Source organism: Paenibacillus sp. DCT19 (genome assembly GCF_003268635.1).
Classification (GTDB): domain Bacteria; phylum Bacillota; class Bacilli; order Paenibacillales; family Paenibacillaceae; genus Paenibacillus.
This window is the reverse complement of record NZ_CP029639.1, coordinates 658077-675000: the sequence shown is the minus strand read 5'-3', so window position 1 is coordinate 675000 and position 16924 is coordinate 658077. Positions and strand designations below refer to the sequence as shown.

The following is a 16924-nucleotide window of genomic DNA, read 5'->3' as shown; positions in this document are numbered from 1 at the left end:
ATAGCGATTTAATATCTCCATTTTGATCCAACATCTGTCTGCGCTCAGAAGCAATAAAGGGATGCACGGGAGTAACAATGGTCACATTAGGGCCAAAGCTGACATAGTCACCTATCGTCACCTGTGCATCGTCCTGTACAGTCAGATTGTAATTTCCGAAGAAGTGATCTCCAATCCGAGTATGCACCCCATAATGAAAGAAGATTGGACCTTGTATAAATCCTCCCTCCCCCTTAGATCCTAGTAACTGTTGCAAAATCATTTCTCGTTCTTCACTCTGATCCTCATACGTCAGGCTATATTGTTGACTTAGGTTGTGCGAACGACGTTTAATTCCCTTCAATTCTGGATCACTGGGACTAAAAAGAATTCCATTTCTAATGCGCTCTTCTTCTCTCATACTATAACCTCCACAGCGTATTGGTGTTCGTCATAAGGTTACTATCCCGTTTCAGCACTAAATACGAGCCGTGATAATGAACTAAAATCATTTTTCAGTGAAAACAGATTCTTTATAATGTGTGTTTATTAAGTAGCCGGACAAACACCTTCTTAGCTACGAGGTCATCATAACTGGTGTAACTGGTTTCATGTCAACGGGTGCTATTATTATAAAAAAAGCGAGCTCATCGCCCGCACAAAGACTTGAATTCACAGAACATCTTCTGTGGATTATATAGACTCCTCAAGGATGGTCTCCCTTAACTCTTGTAGAATCATCCATCTCAAGCCCGCATCGAAATTTTCCTGAAACGTCCCTTGATACACAACCTCAGGAAACGTAGGCATTGGATGTTCCATCTGATACTGCTTCCATGCAGCCTCCAGTTGCGCTGTCTCCACTCTCTCCTGATAAATCACGGTCTGATGTGGAGCTACAATAGCATTGACAATTTGGATGATCTGGCAAACTTGCAGAAGGAACTCATCATCACTTATCTTACCTTTCCAATTCGGCGCAGAAGGCAGATACTTGATCTCACCAGACATTCCGTTCTTCCCTTGGATGATCTGGCCATTCAACATAATTCCAAGACCAGGCGGATACCGATTAGGGAAGTAGATTCCGGTCACACACTGCTCTTTCATTTCCTCATGCTGAATGCAGTACCCACTAATCGCAGCGTTAACATCGTTCTCGACAAGAACTTTCAAACCGAATTCTCTTTGAATGTCTTGAATTAGACGTGAATTAATTAGTTCATCATGACTACTCACCGTGATATCCCCATCAACTGCTTGCCCTGGAATACCTATACCGATCCGATGAATAGAAGGATACGACACGACGAATTGTTTAATCAATTCAAGAATATATTGTTTGTCCAGGACAGGAAGAATGCGTTCTTCCTTAGACAGCACTTCATTTTCCAAATTAATGACGGTTGCCGAGATCAGTTCTTCACCTTTCATTTCTTGAATATATAACACAAGTGCAAGTCTGTAATTATAATTGTATCGATAAGCTTGCGCCGGCCTGCCGCCATTCGAGGGAACTACTTTATCTTCAAATAATTCTCCACGATTACATAGTTCCTTCACCAAAGCGTTGATCGTCACCACACTAAGCTTCGTTAATGAAGCCAGCTGCGGCTTGGTCGCCGTTTCGATCTGTTGCATCACTTCACGCACATTATTTAAGTTGATGTGTTTCATCAATTTTGCATTCGCTTTTCTCATCATCCGCTTGTTCCCACCTCAGTTCTTCACCAAACAAGAAGAAACAGCAGTACCATATCTTCCAACTTGTAAAACTTATTTTAGCACTTTTGTTCCTTTACTCAAACAAGTCATCCATTGAACGAACCAGCTTCACTTCAATAGGTTGTTTCGATATAGAAAGATTCACATGAGCGCCCAGCCAAATGATTGCTGCTAAAATAATGTATACCATATCTACTCATCTCCCCAACTTGTGTGGCTTAAGAAGTAGACGATTCACTGTCTCCGCACTAAGCAACATAAGGACAAGCAGGATGAACAAAACAATGGGAAAAGCACCCGTACCGATTCTCGCTGCCAGAATTCCGAACAGTGGAGGAATCAATGTTGTTCCGCTATACGCAACAGCCATCTGGTAGCCCATTAGCTTGGCTGAATTTTCTTTGCCAAATCGTGTAGGTGTCTCATGCAAAAGCCCTGGGTAGATCGGAGCGAGACCAAGCCCCACCAGAACAAATCCTGCTACAGAAAACGTGGAAGGCAGTGGAAGCAATAAGATAATTCCGCCCGCTATCGTTACCCATTGTCCATACCGGATCAACAGACGATTTTGAACTTTTAGCGTAATAAAGCCTGTAATCAACCGACCAAATGTGACACCTGCATAATAAAGTGAGATGCTCGTTGCAGCTACCTCCGCTGAAATGCTCCTCGTACCTACCAAATAGCTGGCTCCCCATAATCCAACGGTGGTTTCCACTCCGCAATATAACAAAAAGGCAAGCAAAGATGGCTTAACTCCGCGAATATTCAGTACCTTCACCGGAAGACTCGTGTGCGACTGTTGCTCTGTCTCTGCACGCTCTGGTCGTGATGATTCTCGCGTTGCAGCCACACGTTTCCATAGAGGCAAGGTTACAAGCAATACAACGACTAGTATCAACTGGATGATTGCAACGGCTGTATAACCGCCTCTCCATGAGTTCTCGCCTGCGATATACCCAGCCATGATGATTGGCCCCATGGTAGCACCAATGCCCCAGAAGCAATGCAGCCAGTTCATATGGTGTGCTTGGTAATTCTCGGCTACATAATGATTCAATGCGGCATCTACCGCTCCAGCTCCAAGACCCAATGGAATAGCAAGTAGCATAAACCAAACCATCGAAGGTGCGATCGAAAACCCAAATAGTGAAACTGCAGTTAACAAACAACTGAACATCGTGATTTTGCCTGTCCCTATCGTCCGAATCATCCTGCCGCTTGCCAAACTAGAAACGATTGTCCCTCCCGCAATAATCATCGATATTAATCCCGCCGACCCTACAGAAGAACCAATCTCCGGCCACATGACCGGCCAAGCAGAGCCAAGAAGCGAATCCGGAAGCCCCAGACTAATAAAGGCTAAATAGATTATGATCAGAAACCAAGTTGCCATGGATGTAACTCCTCTCTTCAAAGTAGATACTAAATAAATATTCTTTATAAAGTTTATATTGTAAGTATGCGAGTGCTGGCCATCTTTTGTCAATATCCATTCGATGGATAGCGTTTGGCTGTGAAGGGCTAAGTTCGCCATTCACTAACGTATGTGTGACCATGAATAAAAGACCGTGGGTATTTACCCACGGTCTTGACTTGTTTTCTCTACTACAGCAATATCATCGATAACGTAGGAAGTGGTTGTTCTTTTTTAAGTCATACAACTTATAGCTACCTTGTTATTTCGCCTTATAGCCTTATTTCCGCTCCACCGTATACCCTTTATCTTCAAGAAGTTTCACGATGCCGTGCTCACCCAGATAGTGTGCTGCGCCAACAACGATGAAGTACTCTTCCCCTTTACCATTCTTCAGGTACCCGTCGATCTTATCCGCCATACCGATATTACGGTCAACCAGCATAGCCTTGTTGTACTCTTCATTGTCCGAGAAGCTGTTCGTCAGCTCAAGTAGCTGCTCGTCATCCCCCGTTTTCCACATCTCAGCCATTTGATTCAAACTCGTATCTAGTACATCGAAGTTATCAATGGTTGATTTGAGTGTTTCCTCTTGCAATTCTTTGGAGAAGTTGTTGAACATTCCAAGCTGAGATTCATAGGACTCCAGTTCAATCACTGGAATTTTGCGCTGTACCGCCTTCTGGATGAAATACAAATCCACACCTTCCGATGCTTCATATCCACCATCCACTGACTTCAGTCCTCCGAGTGTAATTTCTACCACCCATGGTTTGAATGTATCAAAAGCGTCGGGTTCAATACCATTCTCCTTCAAAAGTTTACCCAGACTTGCATAGGTTTCACTGGAGATATGGTCTTTCAGCGTTGTCCCATCCTGATAGGTGCCGAGATCGAGAATCATCTTCTGCTGCTCATCCGTAGCTGTGCTAATATCTACTTCTACGCCCAGGTAGTCTGCTTCCGCAAAGGCTTCTTCAAATTCAGGACGCAGTGGATAGAAACTCTCATCCGCAACGTGCATTGAACCTACGAGATAGACGGTATTACCGTTTTTCTCGACTTCCCACATAAAGCCGCGTCCACCAGTTTGGACCGTCTCAGTGTCTCCACCCTTGGATACCAGCAATACGGTACGCGTGGCGGAATCCCAGCGAACTTCATAACCCGCTGCATCACCAACGATACGAATCGGTGCATACGTTACTCCGTTGATCCGTGTAAGCTTGCTTTTGAGTGTAATCGTCCGACCATCAACTACAGCCGTAATCGTATCATCCGTTGCCGTCGTCAGCTTCACATCCATCGCATCCAGCGTTGTACGCAGTGGAACAAGAGTCGTTCCTTTCTCCAAGATTGGTGCACCTGTAGCATATTGTACTGCCTGATCATTAACCTTGACGGAAGTCTCCTGAGGCGCTGCCATAGCTGGTACTGCTGATGCGAGCAAACTTACCGAGACCGTAAGGGATAAGAGCATGCGTTTCCAATTTTTCATATTATGTATTCTCCTTTGGGATAAGTATAGTTGCCAATCATTGATTCAATAGAATGGACATCCTTAGTTCATACGGATAAAGGTGGGAAATGGTGCCATCTAATTTTCGGAGTAGCTCCTATTGGCTGGAAAGTATGGATTTACCGATTGTTAATAATAACGTAAGAAAAATGACGGACTACAGCAAGAATCTTCTGTTAGACTCAGAGAAGAACATACACAACACATTTAAGTTAAAGTGTGATATACATATGCATTGAAAGGTGGAACATCCATGGAGAACGCCGGCGTAAGTGCCGAGGAAACGACCAAAAAGAGGCCCTTATTCTCTATTAAAAAGAAGCGGATTCCTTCTCTCACACCAGGCTGGAAAGGCGCTGTAGCTGCTCTATCTCTAGTGACCCTATCGTTATATTTCGTTCAAGCCTATTATTATTTGGGATCACGAGGTGCGAGTGACTACTGGATTGGCAGCATTCTGTTCCTGCTCGCGACAGTAGCGATAACCGGAATTCTTACAGGACTGCTGCATTGGGGCAAAAAAATACCTTCACGTTACGTATGGACCATGCTTACTTCGCTTTTATTACTTTTACTCAGCTTACTCGGGCCTATCCCCCTTACGCTGCTTATTGTGGTATGCATCCTCATTTCCTTTTCCGTGCTTGGCGCACTGCTCTATCGATTCATCAGTGGAGTCTACCGGGAAGCTGGAATTTGGAAGAAAGTCCGGGCAACAACAAGTGCTGCGATTGCCGTCCTCTTCGTCTGTGGAATGGGTTACTGGATCGTCAGCGAAGGACAGAAGGAATTTGCCGCACCCTATCCGTTGCAAATGGTCAAGCCTGCTGAAGCTTACACAGCCCTATTAACCAATCCGGCAGAACCTGGAACATTTTCTGTGAAATCTCTGACCTACGGAAGCCACACAACGTATCGCGACGATCTGAGCACAAAAAAGACGCTGACCACTAAATCCGTCGATGGATCAGCCTTTGTTGGTGATTGGACGAAGAAACGCACAAGCACGTTTGGTTTTGGCGCTGGCGCAATGCCTTTAAACGGAACCGTCTGGTATCCCGAAGATGACGGCACTTTTCCACTTGTGCTCATCGTGCATGGCAACCACCTTGCGACGAAATATTCAGATCCCGGTTATGCCTATTTAGGTGAATTGCTGGCAAGTCGCGGTAATATTGTCGTTTCCATTGATGAGAACTTCCTCAACTCCTCGCCATTTAACGAATGGTTTGTTTTCAAACCCCTACAAGGGGAAAATCGGGCTCGGGGATGGTTGCTGCTGGAACATCTTAAAGTGTGGGAAGAATGGAATGCTGCACGAGATAATCCATTCTATGGCAAAGTGGATATGGAGCGGATCGCTCTGATTGGACATTCACGGGGAGCTGAGGCTGTAACCACAGCGGCGGCGTACAACAAGATGACCTCTTATCCTGAGAACGCCAACATCAAGTTTAATTACAATTTCAACATCCGATCCATTGTGTCCATAGCGGGTACCGACGGACAATATAAACCGGGAGGACAGCCCGTGTCCTTAAAAGACGTGAATTATCTGGCTTTGCATGGCACCCATGACATGGACGTCACTTCATTTGTTGGAACAAGCCAGTACTACCGGACTGAATTTACGGATCGTAGTGAATTTTTCAAATCTTATGTATACATATATGGCGCTAACCACGGGCAATTCAACACCGAGTGGGGCAAACATGACGGTGTCGGGTTAGGCAACCAGTTGTTCAACACAGCCAGTCTTCTACCGCAAGATCAGCAAATACAGGCTGCCAAGGTGCTCATCTCATCTTTTCTAGAAGCCACTCTTCAGGAGAATACTTCATACCAGATGGTGTTTCAGGATCTTGGATACGCCAGGGAATGGCTTCCCGAGACGATGTATATCAGCAATTATTGGGATGCAGATACATTAACCATTAGCAATTATGGCGAGGACAGTGATCCGGGAACAACCACATTGCCAGGGGAGGCTTAGAAGGAGAAAGACTGAAGACATGGAAAGAGCAAAACGTCGAGATGGGGCATACAACCGATCCATATAACGCCGTTGCACTGGAATGGGATCAGGCAGCTACTTCTGCTGCACCCGCATACAGGGTGATTCTACCCGATCAAGACATCGACATTTCCAATCAAAGTTCCATCGTGTTCTCCATCGCTAATACGGAAACCGATCAAGATGTGGATGGAGCGGATACGCCGGTGGATATTACCATTGTCGTAGAAGATGAGCTCGGAAATACTAGCCGTTTACCGCTGAGTAGCGTCTCACCGCTGCTGCCAATGTTCGAAGGAGCTCTGGCGAAATCACCGTTTGCATTGTTCCAGACGACGAAGGAGCCGCTGTTCCAGAACTATGCCTTCCAATTGGCTGATTTCATTGCAAATAATCCGGCTCTAAAGCCGGAGCAGATCAGAAAAATTAGCTTTGTGTTTGATCAGTCGGAGAAAGGTAGCATTATGATTCGGGATATTGGTGTTCGGTGATCATTTCTTATTAGGATGGCTGCGTCCTTATGAACAGAGCAAAAACACTCAAATTATTCTCAATGTACTGGGAGTAATTTGAGTGTTTTCATTTTGCGCTCATGACATCCGTCACCAACAACTGAACGCTTTCACCGAATAGGCTTCATAGTGCGTGTTCAAAAAGGTCGGTTTTCAGTACCGAGAAGATGGGATGAAGATAGAAATGGAGTAGCGGAGCGTAGGCAAAACTACGTGAGCAACGGACATTTCGGCTGAATTCCATCTTCGACGCTGAGATGCCGCTCGCGCATCCTTCGTAATCAAAAGTGAACTTTTTGAACAACCTCTTCATAGAAGATTTTACTGTTATATGGCTCACTATGAGATGCTCTACTAAAACAACATATTCATCAAATCTACGTACTCGGTTGATCTCCGATCATTTGCAGCTCAATGTTCTTCATTTCATAAAAGTAGCCTTTCTGCTCCATCAGCTCCGTGAAAGAACCCGTTTCTACAACCTTACCTCGATCCATAACCACGATCTGATCCATTTTCTCAAGTCCGGTAAGCCGATGACAGATGAGAAGAAGTGTATCATCCGCAGCCTGTGCGAAGACCTCCTGCAACACCCGTTGTTCTGTCACATAATCGAGTGAAGAGGTTGGTTCGTCCAGAAGCCATATGCGTCCGCTCCGCAGCATAGCTCTTGCCATAGCCAGGCGCTGTTTCTCGCCATCGGAGAGATTCTCGCCCTTTTCATACACTAGATCGCTGAGCAACATATTGGGCAGTTGGACTTTCTCCAGCACAGCCGTTAATTGTTCGTCAGCATGCTCTTCCCCTTGCAGGAGTAAGTTATCCCGCACGGTTCCCTTGAAGAAGTGACTTTGCTGTAAGACAACGTTTGCTGCTTGCCATATCCTCTCTTCATCTAGCTTACTTAGCGAAACGTCATTCAACTGTATGTCGCCAGACGCTGGCTCGCGTAGTTTAAGTAATAGATCCACAATGGTAGACTTTCCTGAACCGCTGGGTCCGACAATCGCTGTTTTGGAGCCAGGAGGAAAAGTTATAGAAATATCATTCAACGCTGCTCTCCACTCCCCCTCATATTGAAAGGTAACGTGAGATAGTCGGATTGAAATGGCCTGTTCGGTAGTGCACAGTCCATCCGGTTGACCTGGTTGTGCAGACTGCATATCGGGACTCTGAACCGTCTCGGTCAGTCGTCTGGCTGCATGTTCACTATCCTGTTTATATACGGGCAATATAGCCATCGCTGTTGCCTCTTCAAATACGGTCTGCGTAGCCAGGATCAGCATCGCGAGATAAACGCCGGCAAGTGACCCATCCATGATTAACCATGCGCCAACGACCAGCACACCCCATGTCACGAGATACGTTACAAAAATATGCATGGATTGCCCACGAAGCAGATGCCCTGCTGCTCTTTGCTGCTCGAATGCCAATGCAGCGGAAGTCTGCTGAAGCTGCTGCTCCCTTTGCTCCAATTGACCATATACCTTTAAATCGCGAAATCCATACAATACTTCGGTTACTTCCGTAGACAGTAATGCCCGTTGCTGCCGTACACGACCGTGTATTTTACGCTGTCCCAGCAAAACGATACCTGGTACAACAAATGCCGTAATTAACATGCCCAGTACGAGCAAGCACGCAACCAAGAACGAATAAACGGAAGTAAATAGCACGGTAGACAAGAACACCATAATAACGATGATCGGCGGATACGCAACACGCAAAAAATAATTTTGCAGGCTTTCCACATCACCAACAATCCGCGCAAGCAGATCCCCGCTTCGGTTTTTATTCAGTATGCCTGGTGTTACGGGAATGAGCTTGGCAAAAAAGGAGGTGCGCAACCGGCTCAACATGGAGAACGTCGCTCTGTGTGAGTACAATCGTTCCCCGTAACGGCTCGCCGCTCGAACAAAACCGAGCAGTTTGACCATGGAGGTAAGTACAATTAAGGTGTAAAGTGGCGGCGCAAATACGGTTTGCGCGATCATATACCCACTGGCTGAGAATAGACCTACTCCTGCTATACCTGCAATAAATCCACCCAAAATAGAAAGCAAGATATCCTTACGCTCCTGAACCATGGCCTTGGACAGAATAGCTAGTTCACTCATGTTAACCCTCCTTTTCGTTGAATATGAACCATCTCGGCATACTGAGGTAGTCGCTGCAGCAGTTCTTCATGTGATCCGGAGTCTATGAGTACACCATTCTCCATGAATAAGATACTGTCCGCCTGCTGAATTGTATATAATCGGTGAGCTACCGTAATCATCGTTGCCATTTGTGTTAGTGATGCAATAGAACGTTGTAGCACCCGCTCAGTGTGAACATCAAGTCCAACGGTTGGTTCATCAAACAAGATGATAGCCGGTCGTTTCAGGAACGCACGTGCAAGGGCAAGCCTTTGTTTCTCCCCGCCAGATAACCCCCTGCCTCCTTCACCAACATAGGTATCCAACCCTTGCTCCAATTGGGCAGTCACCGTACCGAGTCCTGCTTCCTCAGCCGCTTGTTCAATGTCGGCTCTGGAACTATTCGCCCCCGAACCAATCGCAATGTTCTCAGCCAATGTACCCGCGAAAATATACGGATGCTGGGTAATGTAGCTAACTTGCTCAAACCAGGCGGCCTCATCATATTGGGACAACAGACGTCCATTAACCAGAACTTCTCCTGACGTCGGTTTTAATAATCCGGAGATGAGGTGAAGTAGAGTCGTTTTACCAGAGCCGCTTTTGCCAACAATTGCGATATTCTCTCCTGGTTTAATGGAGATCCTCCTTGCTTCAAGCTCAAATGAATCCGGTGCATACCGAAATTGGGTATTCATTAGATCTATAGACGGTGGCATAGGCGTCAGCATTGGATGTTCAGTCGACGACAATGGTTCCAATTGAGCCTCAGCCATCACATCGGTATTCTCATTCTTATTGTTATGAGCTACCTTTTCGCCATCCCTCTGTGCACTCGTCGTATTCGCGTCTGTAAGCATCTGCTCCACCTTGCGAATCGCTCCCATACTGGTTCTACCGCTGTGAAAAGCGGTTCCTGTATTTTTCAGCAGGCTGTAAAACTCGGGAACGAGTAACAACACAAGAAAGGCTGTGTGGAACGTTATCGCCTTGAATACTAGCAACTGAATAGCAAGTTCAAGAGCGACGATCCCGATGCCTAACATGACGATCGACTCCAGCATGAAGGTATTCGTAAAAGCAATTTTCAGAATGCTCATTGTTGTATCACGATATCCGAGGCTACTGCGTTCAATCTCCTGGCGCTGACGATCAGCCTTACCAAATATTTTAATGTCACTAGCCCTTGAAGCGAGTCCAGAAAGGTACCAGAAAACTCAGCCAGTTGCGCGTATTTTTCCTCAGACTTGTTCTTGGTTTGCAATCCGACCAAAATCATAAATAAAGGGATAAACGGAGCGGTGCAGAGCAGAATCCACCCCGTGTTAGCATGTTGGGTAAATGCAACAACTAGGATCAGAATCGGAATGATCGCTGCCTCCATCATGCGCGGCATGTACTGACTGAAATAACTATCCGCCTCATCTACCGCATCCAGCGCAACACTGACCTTCCCTCCCGTCTGTCCGTGCAGGGTTGAAGACATGGAAGCATGAGTCAGGTTATGCAGCACCTTAGCTCGCATATGCGTCTTGGCCAGGGCAGCCATATGCAAGCCGACCTTTCCATTGCCATACGATAACAGCGTGCGCAGAGCCATAACAGCCAGCAATATACCGAGCAACATCACTACTGATGCAAAGGAAGCTTTCTCTACAAAGATTCGCTGGACTGCTTCGGCCAGCAGCGTAGCCTGGCTTATAATTGCGACACCCAGTGCCAGAGAAATAAGCATAAGGAGAAGCCTGCTTTTTCGTTGTAATGACATTTGCATAGCAATCAGACTCGATTTCCTTTTCACAGTGCGCTCCTCCTTTTATTTTTTCCCTTTGACATAATCCGCATCGAACAGAAATAGCTTGAAGACCAGAATAAGAGATGGAATCAGCAAGCATAGTCCTCCGATAAAAACAACGACAAGCGCGAAGCCCATGGCTGGTGATGTCGCACTACTCTGAATCGTGATATAGGGATCAAGAATATAAGGATATTGACCGATCCCGTAAGCAAAAAATGCACAGAAAAATTGAAGCATGATGCAGATAAATGCGAGTCCATATCTACGTCCGTTAAACAGCAGCCACATGGCAACCATGAAGAAAGCAACGGAAAGTGCAAGCAACCACCACAGATCCATCATATTTTGAAAGTGGCGCTCATTGTGTTGACCCAAATATATAAATGCAGTCAGTGCGAGAATGATGGTTGGTGTGCTCCAGAACAAAGCATAATTCCGCATCAGCTTGAGTGCGCCCTGATCCTCTGCCCGTGATGCATAAAAGGTTAAAAACGCTCCGCTAATAAATAGTACAGAGACAATTGCCAGTCCAACGATGCTCCACGATAATGGATTGGTAAACAGCGCCCAATAGTCCAGTGTAACGGTCTCGCCCTGTTTCAGGATAAATCCGCCTTCCGACAGTGTCAGTGCCACTGACAGCGATGCAGGAATTAGCAAACCTGTGGCTCCATATAAAAACAGGTACACGATATTATTTTTGGAACCATAATTCTCAAAAGCATAGAACGAGCCACGAATGGCAAGCAGTATGATAGCAATACTTCCCGGCACGATTAAGGCTGCGCCATAATAGGAGGCTGTGTCCGGGAAAAAACCGACAATACCGATGTAGAAAAATACAAAAAACACATTGGTAATCTCCCAGACCGGCGATAGATAACGGGAGATCAGACGATTAATCAGGTGATCCTGCTTCGTCAAACGGGCATAGAAGGCAAAAAATCCAGCGCCGAAATCAATAGAAGCTACGATGAGATAGCCATACAAGAACAGCCAGAGTACCGAAATTCCGATTAATTCATAACTCATCAGGCATGCCCTCCTTTGTCCGCGGATTGATCCTGTTTCGCCTTCAGCCATTTTTCCATCTCAACCTCAGCAGGATTATTGTTAAACAAACGTCTTAATACAAGAGCACATATAACGCCGAGCACGATGTACAACAGTAGGAACACGAAAAATAATATTCTCACACTTGGTGATGAAGTCGCTGCTTCTTCCACTCGCATATATCCTCGAATAATCCATGGCTGTCGTCCCACCTCTGCATAGAACCAGCCCATCTCAACGGCAAGAAACGCAAGTGGAGCACTCAGCGCGACGAGGCGAAGCATCCATTTGTTGAACTGATTACGCTTCTTCCAGAACACAAGTAGGAAATATAGACTGGAGATCGCTAATAGAGCGAATCCAATTCCGGCCATCACATCGAATAAATAATGCACCAGCAGTGGCGGCTGTTCATCCGGTGGGAATTCATTCAGCCCCGTCACTTCGGCATTAAAGTCTCCAAAGGCGAGGAAGCTGAGCAATTTAGGCAAGTGAAGAGCTCCTATAATCTCATGTTCCGCATTCAGCCATCCGAGTAAAATTAAATCTGCGCCGCTCTCTGTCTCAAAATGCCATTCCGCTGCTGCCAGCTTCTCAGGCTGATGTTCAGCCAGAAACTTGGCAGATACATCTCCAGCGAGTGTGTTCAGCAAACTGAATACTAAAACAACAGCCATCATTAGATTCAAGCCTTTCTTGTGGTACGCAGTAACACCTTTTCTCAGCATGGCAAGGGCAGCAATCCCTGCAAGTAGAGCCGCCCCCGTCAAATAGGCTGAGCTTAGCACATGGAATACCTTGGAGAATGTTGCTGTATTCAGCATCGCTTGCACAGGGTTAACCGCCATGAATTGACCTGCCTCCATGACAAATCCTTCAGGTTGGTTCATGAATCCGTTCACGGTTGTAATAAAAACAGCCGACATTCCTGCTCCGGCCACAACGGGGATGGTCAACAACCAGTGAATATACGGGTTCTTGAATCGATCCCATGTATACAGATAAATGCCCAGGAAAATCGCTTCGAAGAAGAACGCGAACACTTCCATAAATAGCGGTAATGCAATGACATTCCCGGCCAGCTTCATAAAGTTCGGCCATACCAAGGCAAGCTGTAGAGATATCGCTGTACCTGTCACGACACCCACTGCCACGGAAATGACAAACCCTCGTGACCACCTTTTCGCCATAAGTATGTAATGGTTATCCTTCTTCCGAATGCCAATGAACTCAGCAATAGCAATCATTAGAGGCACACCTACACCAAGTGTCGCAAAGATCACGTGAAACCCAAGCGTTAAGCCAGTCACCAATCTGCTCCATAACACCGTATCTAACTCCATACCTCTGTCACCTCCGTTTTCATTTTCGATTAAGGATTCAATACACAATAAAGTACGAGAAAAATTTCACATATCAAGATATAAAGGTGCATTCCGAGATAATCAACATGGCTAATGCTTAAATTATCCTACTCTCGCAGTCCTATACATACCATCGTGATATATAAAATTATTATATCTACAATTGTGAATGACACAATTGCAGTCACTTCCTTGACATGAAATAGTCAAGGAACAGTCACCCCTTTTCAACTAATCTATGAAAATGATCCAAATTACCCTTTAGAGCTATTGACTTGTTTGTGCAGCAAGGCATGAAATACTCTGATGCAAAAAAAGACCGCTAATCATAGGATTAGCGGCCTTATTAACACTTGTAATGGATGTTTTATTCAAATTTCATATAGAAAAAGATTGCTTTCTCAGTAAACTCAATCCGAATCCTTATCCAAATCAACTACTATATCTTGTAACGTTACATTCTCAAGTACTTTCTCCAGTGCTCTCTGTGCCAATGAAAAAATAGGTTCGATCGTTCCTTGAAGGTTTTTCCCCACCGGACAATCGGGGTTTGGCTTCTCTTGAATATTGAAGAGATTATTGTCATTCACTGCATTTACTGCTGTGTACACGTCGAACAATGTGATTTCACTTAGATCTCGTGCAAGTGTAGCCCCTGCTTTTCCACGGGTTACATGCACTAATCCTGATTTTTTTAACATCCCATCACTTTTCGAACAATTACAGGGTGTGTATTAACGCTATCTGCAATCATCTCAGATGAGTTATTTCCTTCTTTATTGACTTCCAACAACGACAAAATGTGTATTCCTATATAAAACCGAGAGCTTACGGACATATTTTCACCCCAATGATACAAAATAAGTGCGTTACGATTGAACTATTGTATTAAAAATTAGAATTTCTGAGGAAGCTATATTAACATTCTAACAGCTATTTAGCATGTTACAATGAGTCTCATTTTTTAGGTTGAATCAGATTAACTGAGCATAATTTTCTTCTAACTTATCAGCGGTCATTGCGCCGCCGCCTAAAGGATACAAGGTATTATCTTTTTTCAAGAAAAGAGTTGGGTAACTTCTCGCCCCAAGGTTACTAGCTGCTACGAATTCTTGCTGGACAAGATCTCGTGTCTCTGGATTTATAATTCTATCGATCACTTTCTGCTCATCCAGATTGAGTTGCTTGGCAATGTCTTGATACGTTTGTATATCACTGAGACTCTTACCCTCATAATAAAATGCACGCTGCATTGCAGCCGCTAGATTCACTTCTTGTTCTGGTGCCAAGGAACGTAAAGCGGAAAATCCAATAGCCGCTGCCTCACTATCCATAATAAATGTACCGTCATTTACAAGTTTATTGTACGGAGCACCAAACTCCGCGCCAGTAAGCTGAGCAATTCGTTTATTGGCTTCTGGAATATGTGGATATGCTGCCATTGCTTGACTGCGATCATCTATAAAAAGACCACCCGACAACACTTCGATCGGTAATTCTAAGTGATTTTGATGAAATGTCCGTAGGCTATTGGAGAATCCATAACACCATCCACAATATGCATCCCACACATAGATTAGAGAAATATCCTTATTTGTCATCATTCACAACAACTCCATTTTAGAATGTTTTAGCCAGATCTTTCGCTCTCTCGATGGCGTTTTCTTTGATCTCTTGTGCCTTGTCCTTCGCTTTATTATGTCCTTCAATAAACAGACCTTCGAATGAAGGTACTCCGAAGAATTTCATGATGACTTGAAGGTGACGATGCCCCATCTCAAGCTCATTCGCAGGACTGTCAGAGTAGAAGCCACCTCGTGCTTGAATATGAATTGCTTTTTTATCAGTTAGTAGGCCAATAGGTTGTCCCTCTTCTGAATAACGGAAAGATTTCCCCGCTACAGAGACAGCATCAATATAGGCTTTCATCACTGGAGGATATGAGAAGTTCCAGAAAGGAGTTACAAACACATACTTGTCCGCCTCAATAAATTGATCAGACAATTCTGCTAGACGCTTTACCTTCGCTTGTTCATCGCTTGAGAGTTGAGCAAATTCAGTTCCAGAGCGCAGCTTGCCCCAGCCACTAAAAACATGTGCATCAATATGAGGGATATACTCTTGGTACAAATCAATGTTCACAATCTCATCTTCAGGATTAGCCTCCTTGTAAGCTTCGATAAATGCTTTACCTACAGTTAGGCTATACGATGTGGATTCTTCAAGGGGATGTGCGGTAATAAAAAGTACTTTCGTCATTAGTATCAATCCTTTTATTCAAATTTAGTGTGATTTGTTGTAATAATTAAAGTTACAACTTATACTTGTAATAATATATGTTACAACTTATTTGTTGTCAACGGTTATTTGTAATTGCATCTGATTATCAACAAAAAAAAGTCATTGATTGAAAGATCAATCAACGACTTCATCTACGTAAGGTGTGATTATTGTTGTTTTTGATAAGCATGCATTGCCGTTTGAAATTGGTCTAGTGCTTCTTGATATTTGAGACGATCCTTATCATTGGATGCAAGTTGTTTTTTCATCATTAAATCATCCTGCAGTCTTGTAACTAACTCCGTTATTTGATCCTTTGGATTGGAATTTGCCGGTTTAGGCAAAGAATCTGTACCTGTCTGTATTGTAAGTTCTCCCTTGCTATCCACCTGACCAATCGAGACTTGTCCCAAATTCAAGCCAAGCTTGCGTAGCTCTTTTTGTACCCAATCTTCATTATATCCTGTTACTTGTAAAGTATCTGGCAAGATATGCCCATCCATAATGATTGTTCTGGGTTCCTTTTCAGAAGATATATGATAGCCCAATGCGTTGGCTGTAAGGGGTTGATACTCTTTTTTTAACATGACACTGATATCTCCACTCTGTTCCATTACGGCAAACTCAACATCGGCAACTCGAAACACATCTTTTTTACGAAGCTGCTCCAGAAATTCATCAATCGTCAAGCGTTCTTTCGCTAGAGCTTTTTCGATCACTGCTCCATTTTCAATAAGAATTGTTGATTTCCCGTCTACAATATCCCGAAACTTTTTACTTTTCATCGTTAAGTACTCCGCACCTGCAGACACGGAAACCCATACAAATACCGCAAGAAAACCTAAATACCACTTTGTATCTGTATCTAACGAAATATACCCCACCAAATTACCTAAGGTAATCCCCGTAATATACTCAAACAAAGACAATTCAGAAATTTGGCGCTTTCCTAGAATTTTCGTAATGAAAAACAGAACTGTTACTGCAGCTAACGTTCGAAATGTGACCTCTAACCATTCTGGCACGTTGAATGCTCCATTCCTGTGGATTAACTGTGTTGGCGACGCTTGTAAAGGTTATAATTACCACGACATTCATGATGTATGCACAGGATATGATATCCTT

General features: G+C 44.4%; 12 protein-coding genes and 2 pseudogenes (1 of these 14 running past the window's edge). 2 read left to right on the top strand and 12 right to left on the bottom strand.

The window, feature by feature from the left end:
* The 4 genes from DMB88_RS03115 to DMB88_RS03100 all read right to left on the bottom strand — a co-directional run.
* On the bottom strand, positions 1 to 400 hold the 5' portion of the coding sequence (locus tag DMB88_RS03115; protein ID WP_128100162.1) for a sugar O-acetyltransferase. It extends 242 nt beyond the left edge of the window; only the first 400 of its 642 coding nucleotides appear in the window; the start codon lies at positions 398 to 400; the stop codon falls past the left edge of the window.
* Positions 401 to 672: 272 nt separating this feature from the next.
* Complete coding sequence (locus DMB88_RS03110) at positions 673 to 1683, bottom strand: ROK family protein (RefSeq protein WP_254438432.1); 1011 nt, start codon at positions 1681 to 1683, stop codon at positions 673 to 675.
* 217 nt (positions 1684 to 1900) lie between these two features.
* Positions 1901 to 3100: an MFS transporter gene (locus tag DMB88_RS03105; protein ID WP_128100161.1), complete on the bottom strand. Its 1200-nt coding sequence runs from the start codon at positions 3098 to 3100 to the stop codon at positions 1901 to 1903.
* A gap of 301 nt (positions 3101 to 3401) precedes the next feature.
* The gene (locus DMB88_RS03100; protein WP_128100160.1) at positions 3402 to 4619 is read right to left on the bottom strand and encodes a TraB/GumN family protein; all 1218 of its coding nucleotides are present in this window, start codon (positions 4617 to 4619) and stop codon (positions 3402 to 3404) included.
* Positions 4620 to 4893: 274 nt separating this feature from the next.
* On the opposite strand from DMB88_RS03100, the gene DMB88_RS03095 reads away from it, so the two are divergent.
* Complete coding sequence (locus tag DMB88_RS03095; RefSeq protein ID WP_254438431.1) at positions 4894 to 6633, top strand: alpha/beta hydrolase family protein; 1740 nt, start codon at positions 4894 to 4896, stop codon at positions 6631 to 6633.
* A 41-nt stretch (positions 6634 to 6674) separates the two neighbouring features.
* Positions 6675 to 7145 carry a hypothetical protein gene (locus tag DMB88_RS30700; protein WP_254438430.1) on the top strand — a complete coding sequence of 157 codons (471 nt, stop codon included), beginning with the start codon at positions 6675 to 6677 and terminating at the stop codon, positions 7143 to 7145.
* Between the two features lie 398 nt (positions 7146 to 7543).
* Here the strand turns inward: DMB88_RS30700 and cydC are convergent, their stop codons facing one another.
* From cydC to DMB88_RS03055, 8 genes and pseudogenes are all read right to left on the bottom strand, one after another.
* A complete protein-coding gene (gene cydC / locus DMB88_RS03090; RefSeq protein WP_128100159.1) occupies positions 7544 to 9283 on the bottom strand; it encodes a thiol reductant ABC exporter subunit CydC in 1740 nt (579 codons plus the stop codon).
* A pseudogene (gene cydD, locus DMB88_RS03085) lies at positions 9280 to 11105 on the bottom strand (thiol reductant ABC exporter subunit CydD). Before cydD ends, cydC begins: the two are co-directional and overlap by 4 nt.
* A gap of 15 nt (positions 11106 to 11120) precedes the next feature.
* The gene (locus DMB88_RS03080) at positions 11121 to 12134 is read right to left on the bottom strand and encodes a cytochrome d ubiquinol oxidase subunit II (protein ID WP_174715265.1); all 1014 of its coding nucleotides are present in this window, start codon (positions 12132 to 12134) and stop codon (positions 11121 to 11123) included.
* Positions 12134 to 13498, bottom strand: a complete 1365-nt coding sequence (locus DMB88_RS03075; protein WP_128100158.1) for a cytochrome ubiquinol oxidase subunit I — start codon at positions 13496 to 13498, stop codon at positions 12134 to 12136. The genes DMB88_RS03080 and DMB88_RS03075 overlap by 1 nt, the downstream gene beginning before the upstream one ends.
* A 431-nt stretch (positions 13499 to 13929) precedes the next feature.
* Positions 13930 to 14357 (bottom strand): annotated as a pseudogene (locus DMB88_RS03070) (Rrf2 family transcriptional regulator).
* Positions 14358 to 14493: 136 nt separating this feature from the next.
* Positions 14494 to 15120 (bottom strand): DsbA family protein, encoded by a 627-nt coding sequence (locus DMB88_RS03065; RefSeq protein ID WP_128104288.1) that lies wholly within the window; start codon positions 15118 to 15120, stop codon positions 14494 to 14496.
* 19 nt (positions 15121 to 15139) lie between these two features.
* A complete protein-coding gene (locus tag DMB88_RS03060) occupies positions 15140 to 15778 on the bottom strand; it encodes an FMN-dependent NADH-azoreductase (protein ID WP_128100157.1) in 639 nt (212 codons plus the stop codon).
* Between the two features lie 188 nt (positions 15779 to 15966).
* Complete coding sequence (locus DMB88_RS03055; protein ID WP_128100156.1) at positions 15967 to 16824, bottom strand: DUF421 domain-containing protein; 858 nt, start codon at positions 16822 to 16824, stop codon at positions 15967 to 15969.
* Positions 16825 to 16924 lie beyond the last annotated feature (100 nt).

Coding starts and splice junctions, on each gene's coding strand:
- DMB88_RS03060 (WP_128100157.1), bottom strand. CDS start 15,778: ATGACGAAAGTACTTTTTATTACCGCACATCCCCTTGAAGAATCCACA.
- cydC (WP_128100159.1), bottom strand. CDS start 9,283: ATGAGTGAACTAGCTATTCTGTCCAAGGCCATGGTTCAGGAGCGTAAG.
- DMB88_RS30700 (WP_254438430.1), top strand. CDS start 6,675: ATGGGGCATACAACCGATCCATATAACGCCGTTGCACTGGAATGGGAT.
- DMB88_RS03095 (WP_254438431.1), top strand. CDS start 4,894: ATGGAGAACGCCGGCGTAAGTGCCGAGGAAACGACCAAAAAGAGGCCC.
- DMB88_RS03065 (WP_128104288.1), bottom strand. CDS start 15,120: ATGACAAATAAGGATATTTCTCTAATCTATGTGTGGGATGCATATTGT.
- DMB88_RS03100 (WP_128100160.1), bottom strand. CDS start 4,619: ATGAAAAATTGGAAACGCATGCTCTTATCCCTTACGGTCTCGGTAAGT.
- DMB88_RS03105 (WP_128100161.1), bottom strand. CDS start 3,100: ATGGCAACTTGGTTTCTGATCATAATCTATTTAGCCTTTATTAGTCTG.
- DMB88_RS03075 (WP_128100158.1), bottom strand. CDS start 13,498: ATGGAGTTAGATACGGTGTTATGGAGCAGATTGGTGACTGGCTTAACG.
- DMB88_RS03080 (WP_174715265.1), bottom strand. CDS start 12,134: ATGAGTTATGAATTAATCGGAATTTCGGTACTCTGGCTGTTCTTGTAT.
- DMB88_RS03110 (WP_254438432.1), bottom strand. CDS start 1,683: ATGATGAGAAAAGCGAATGCAAAATTGATGAAACACATCAACTTAAAT.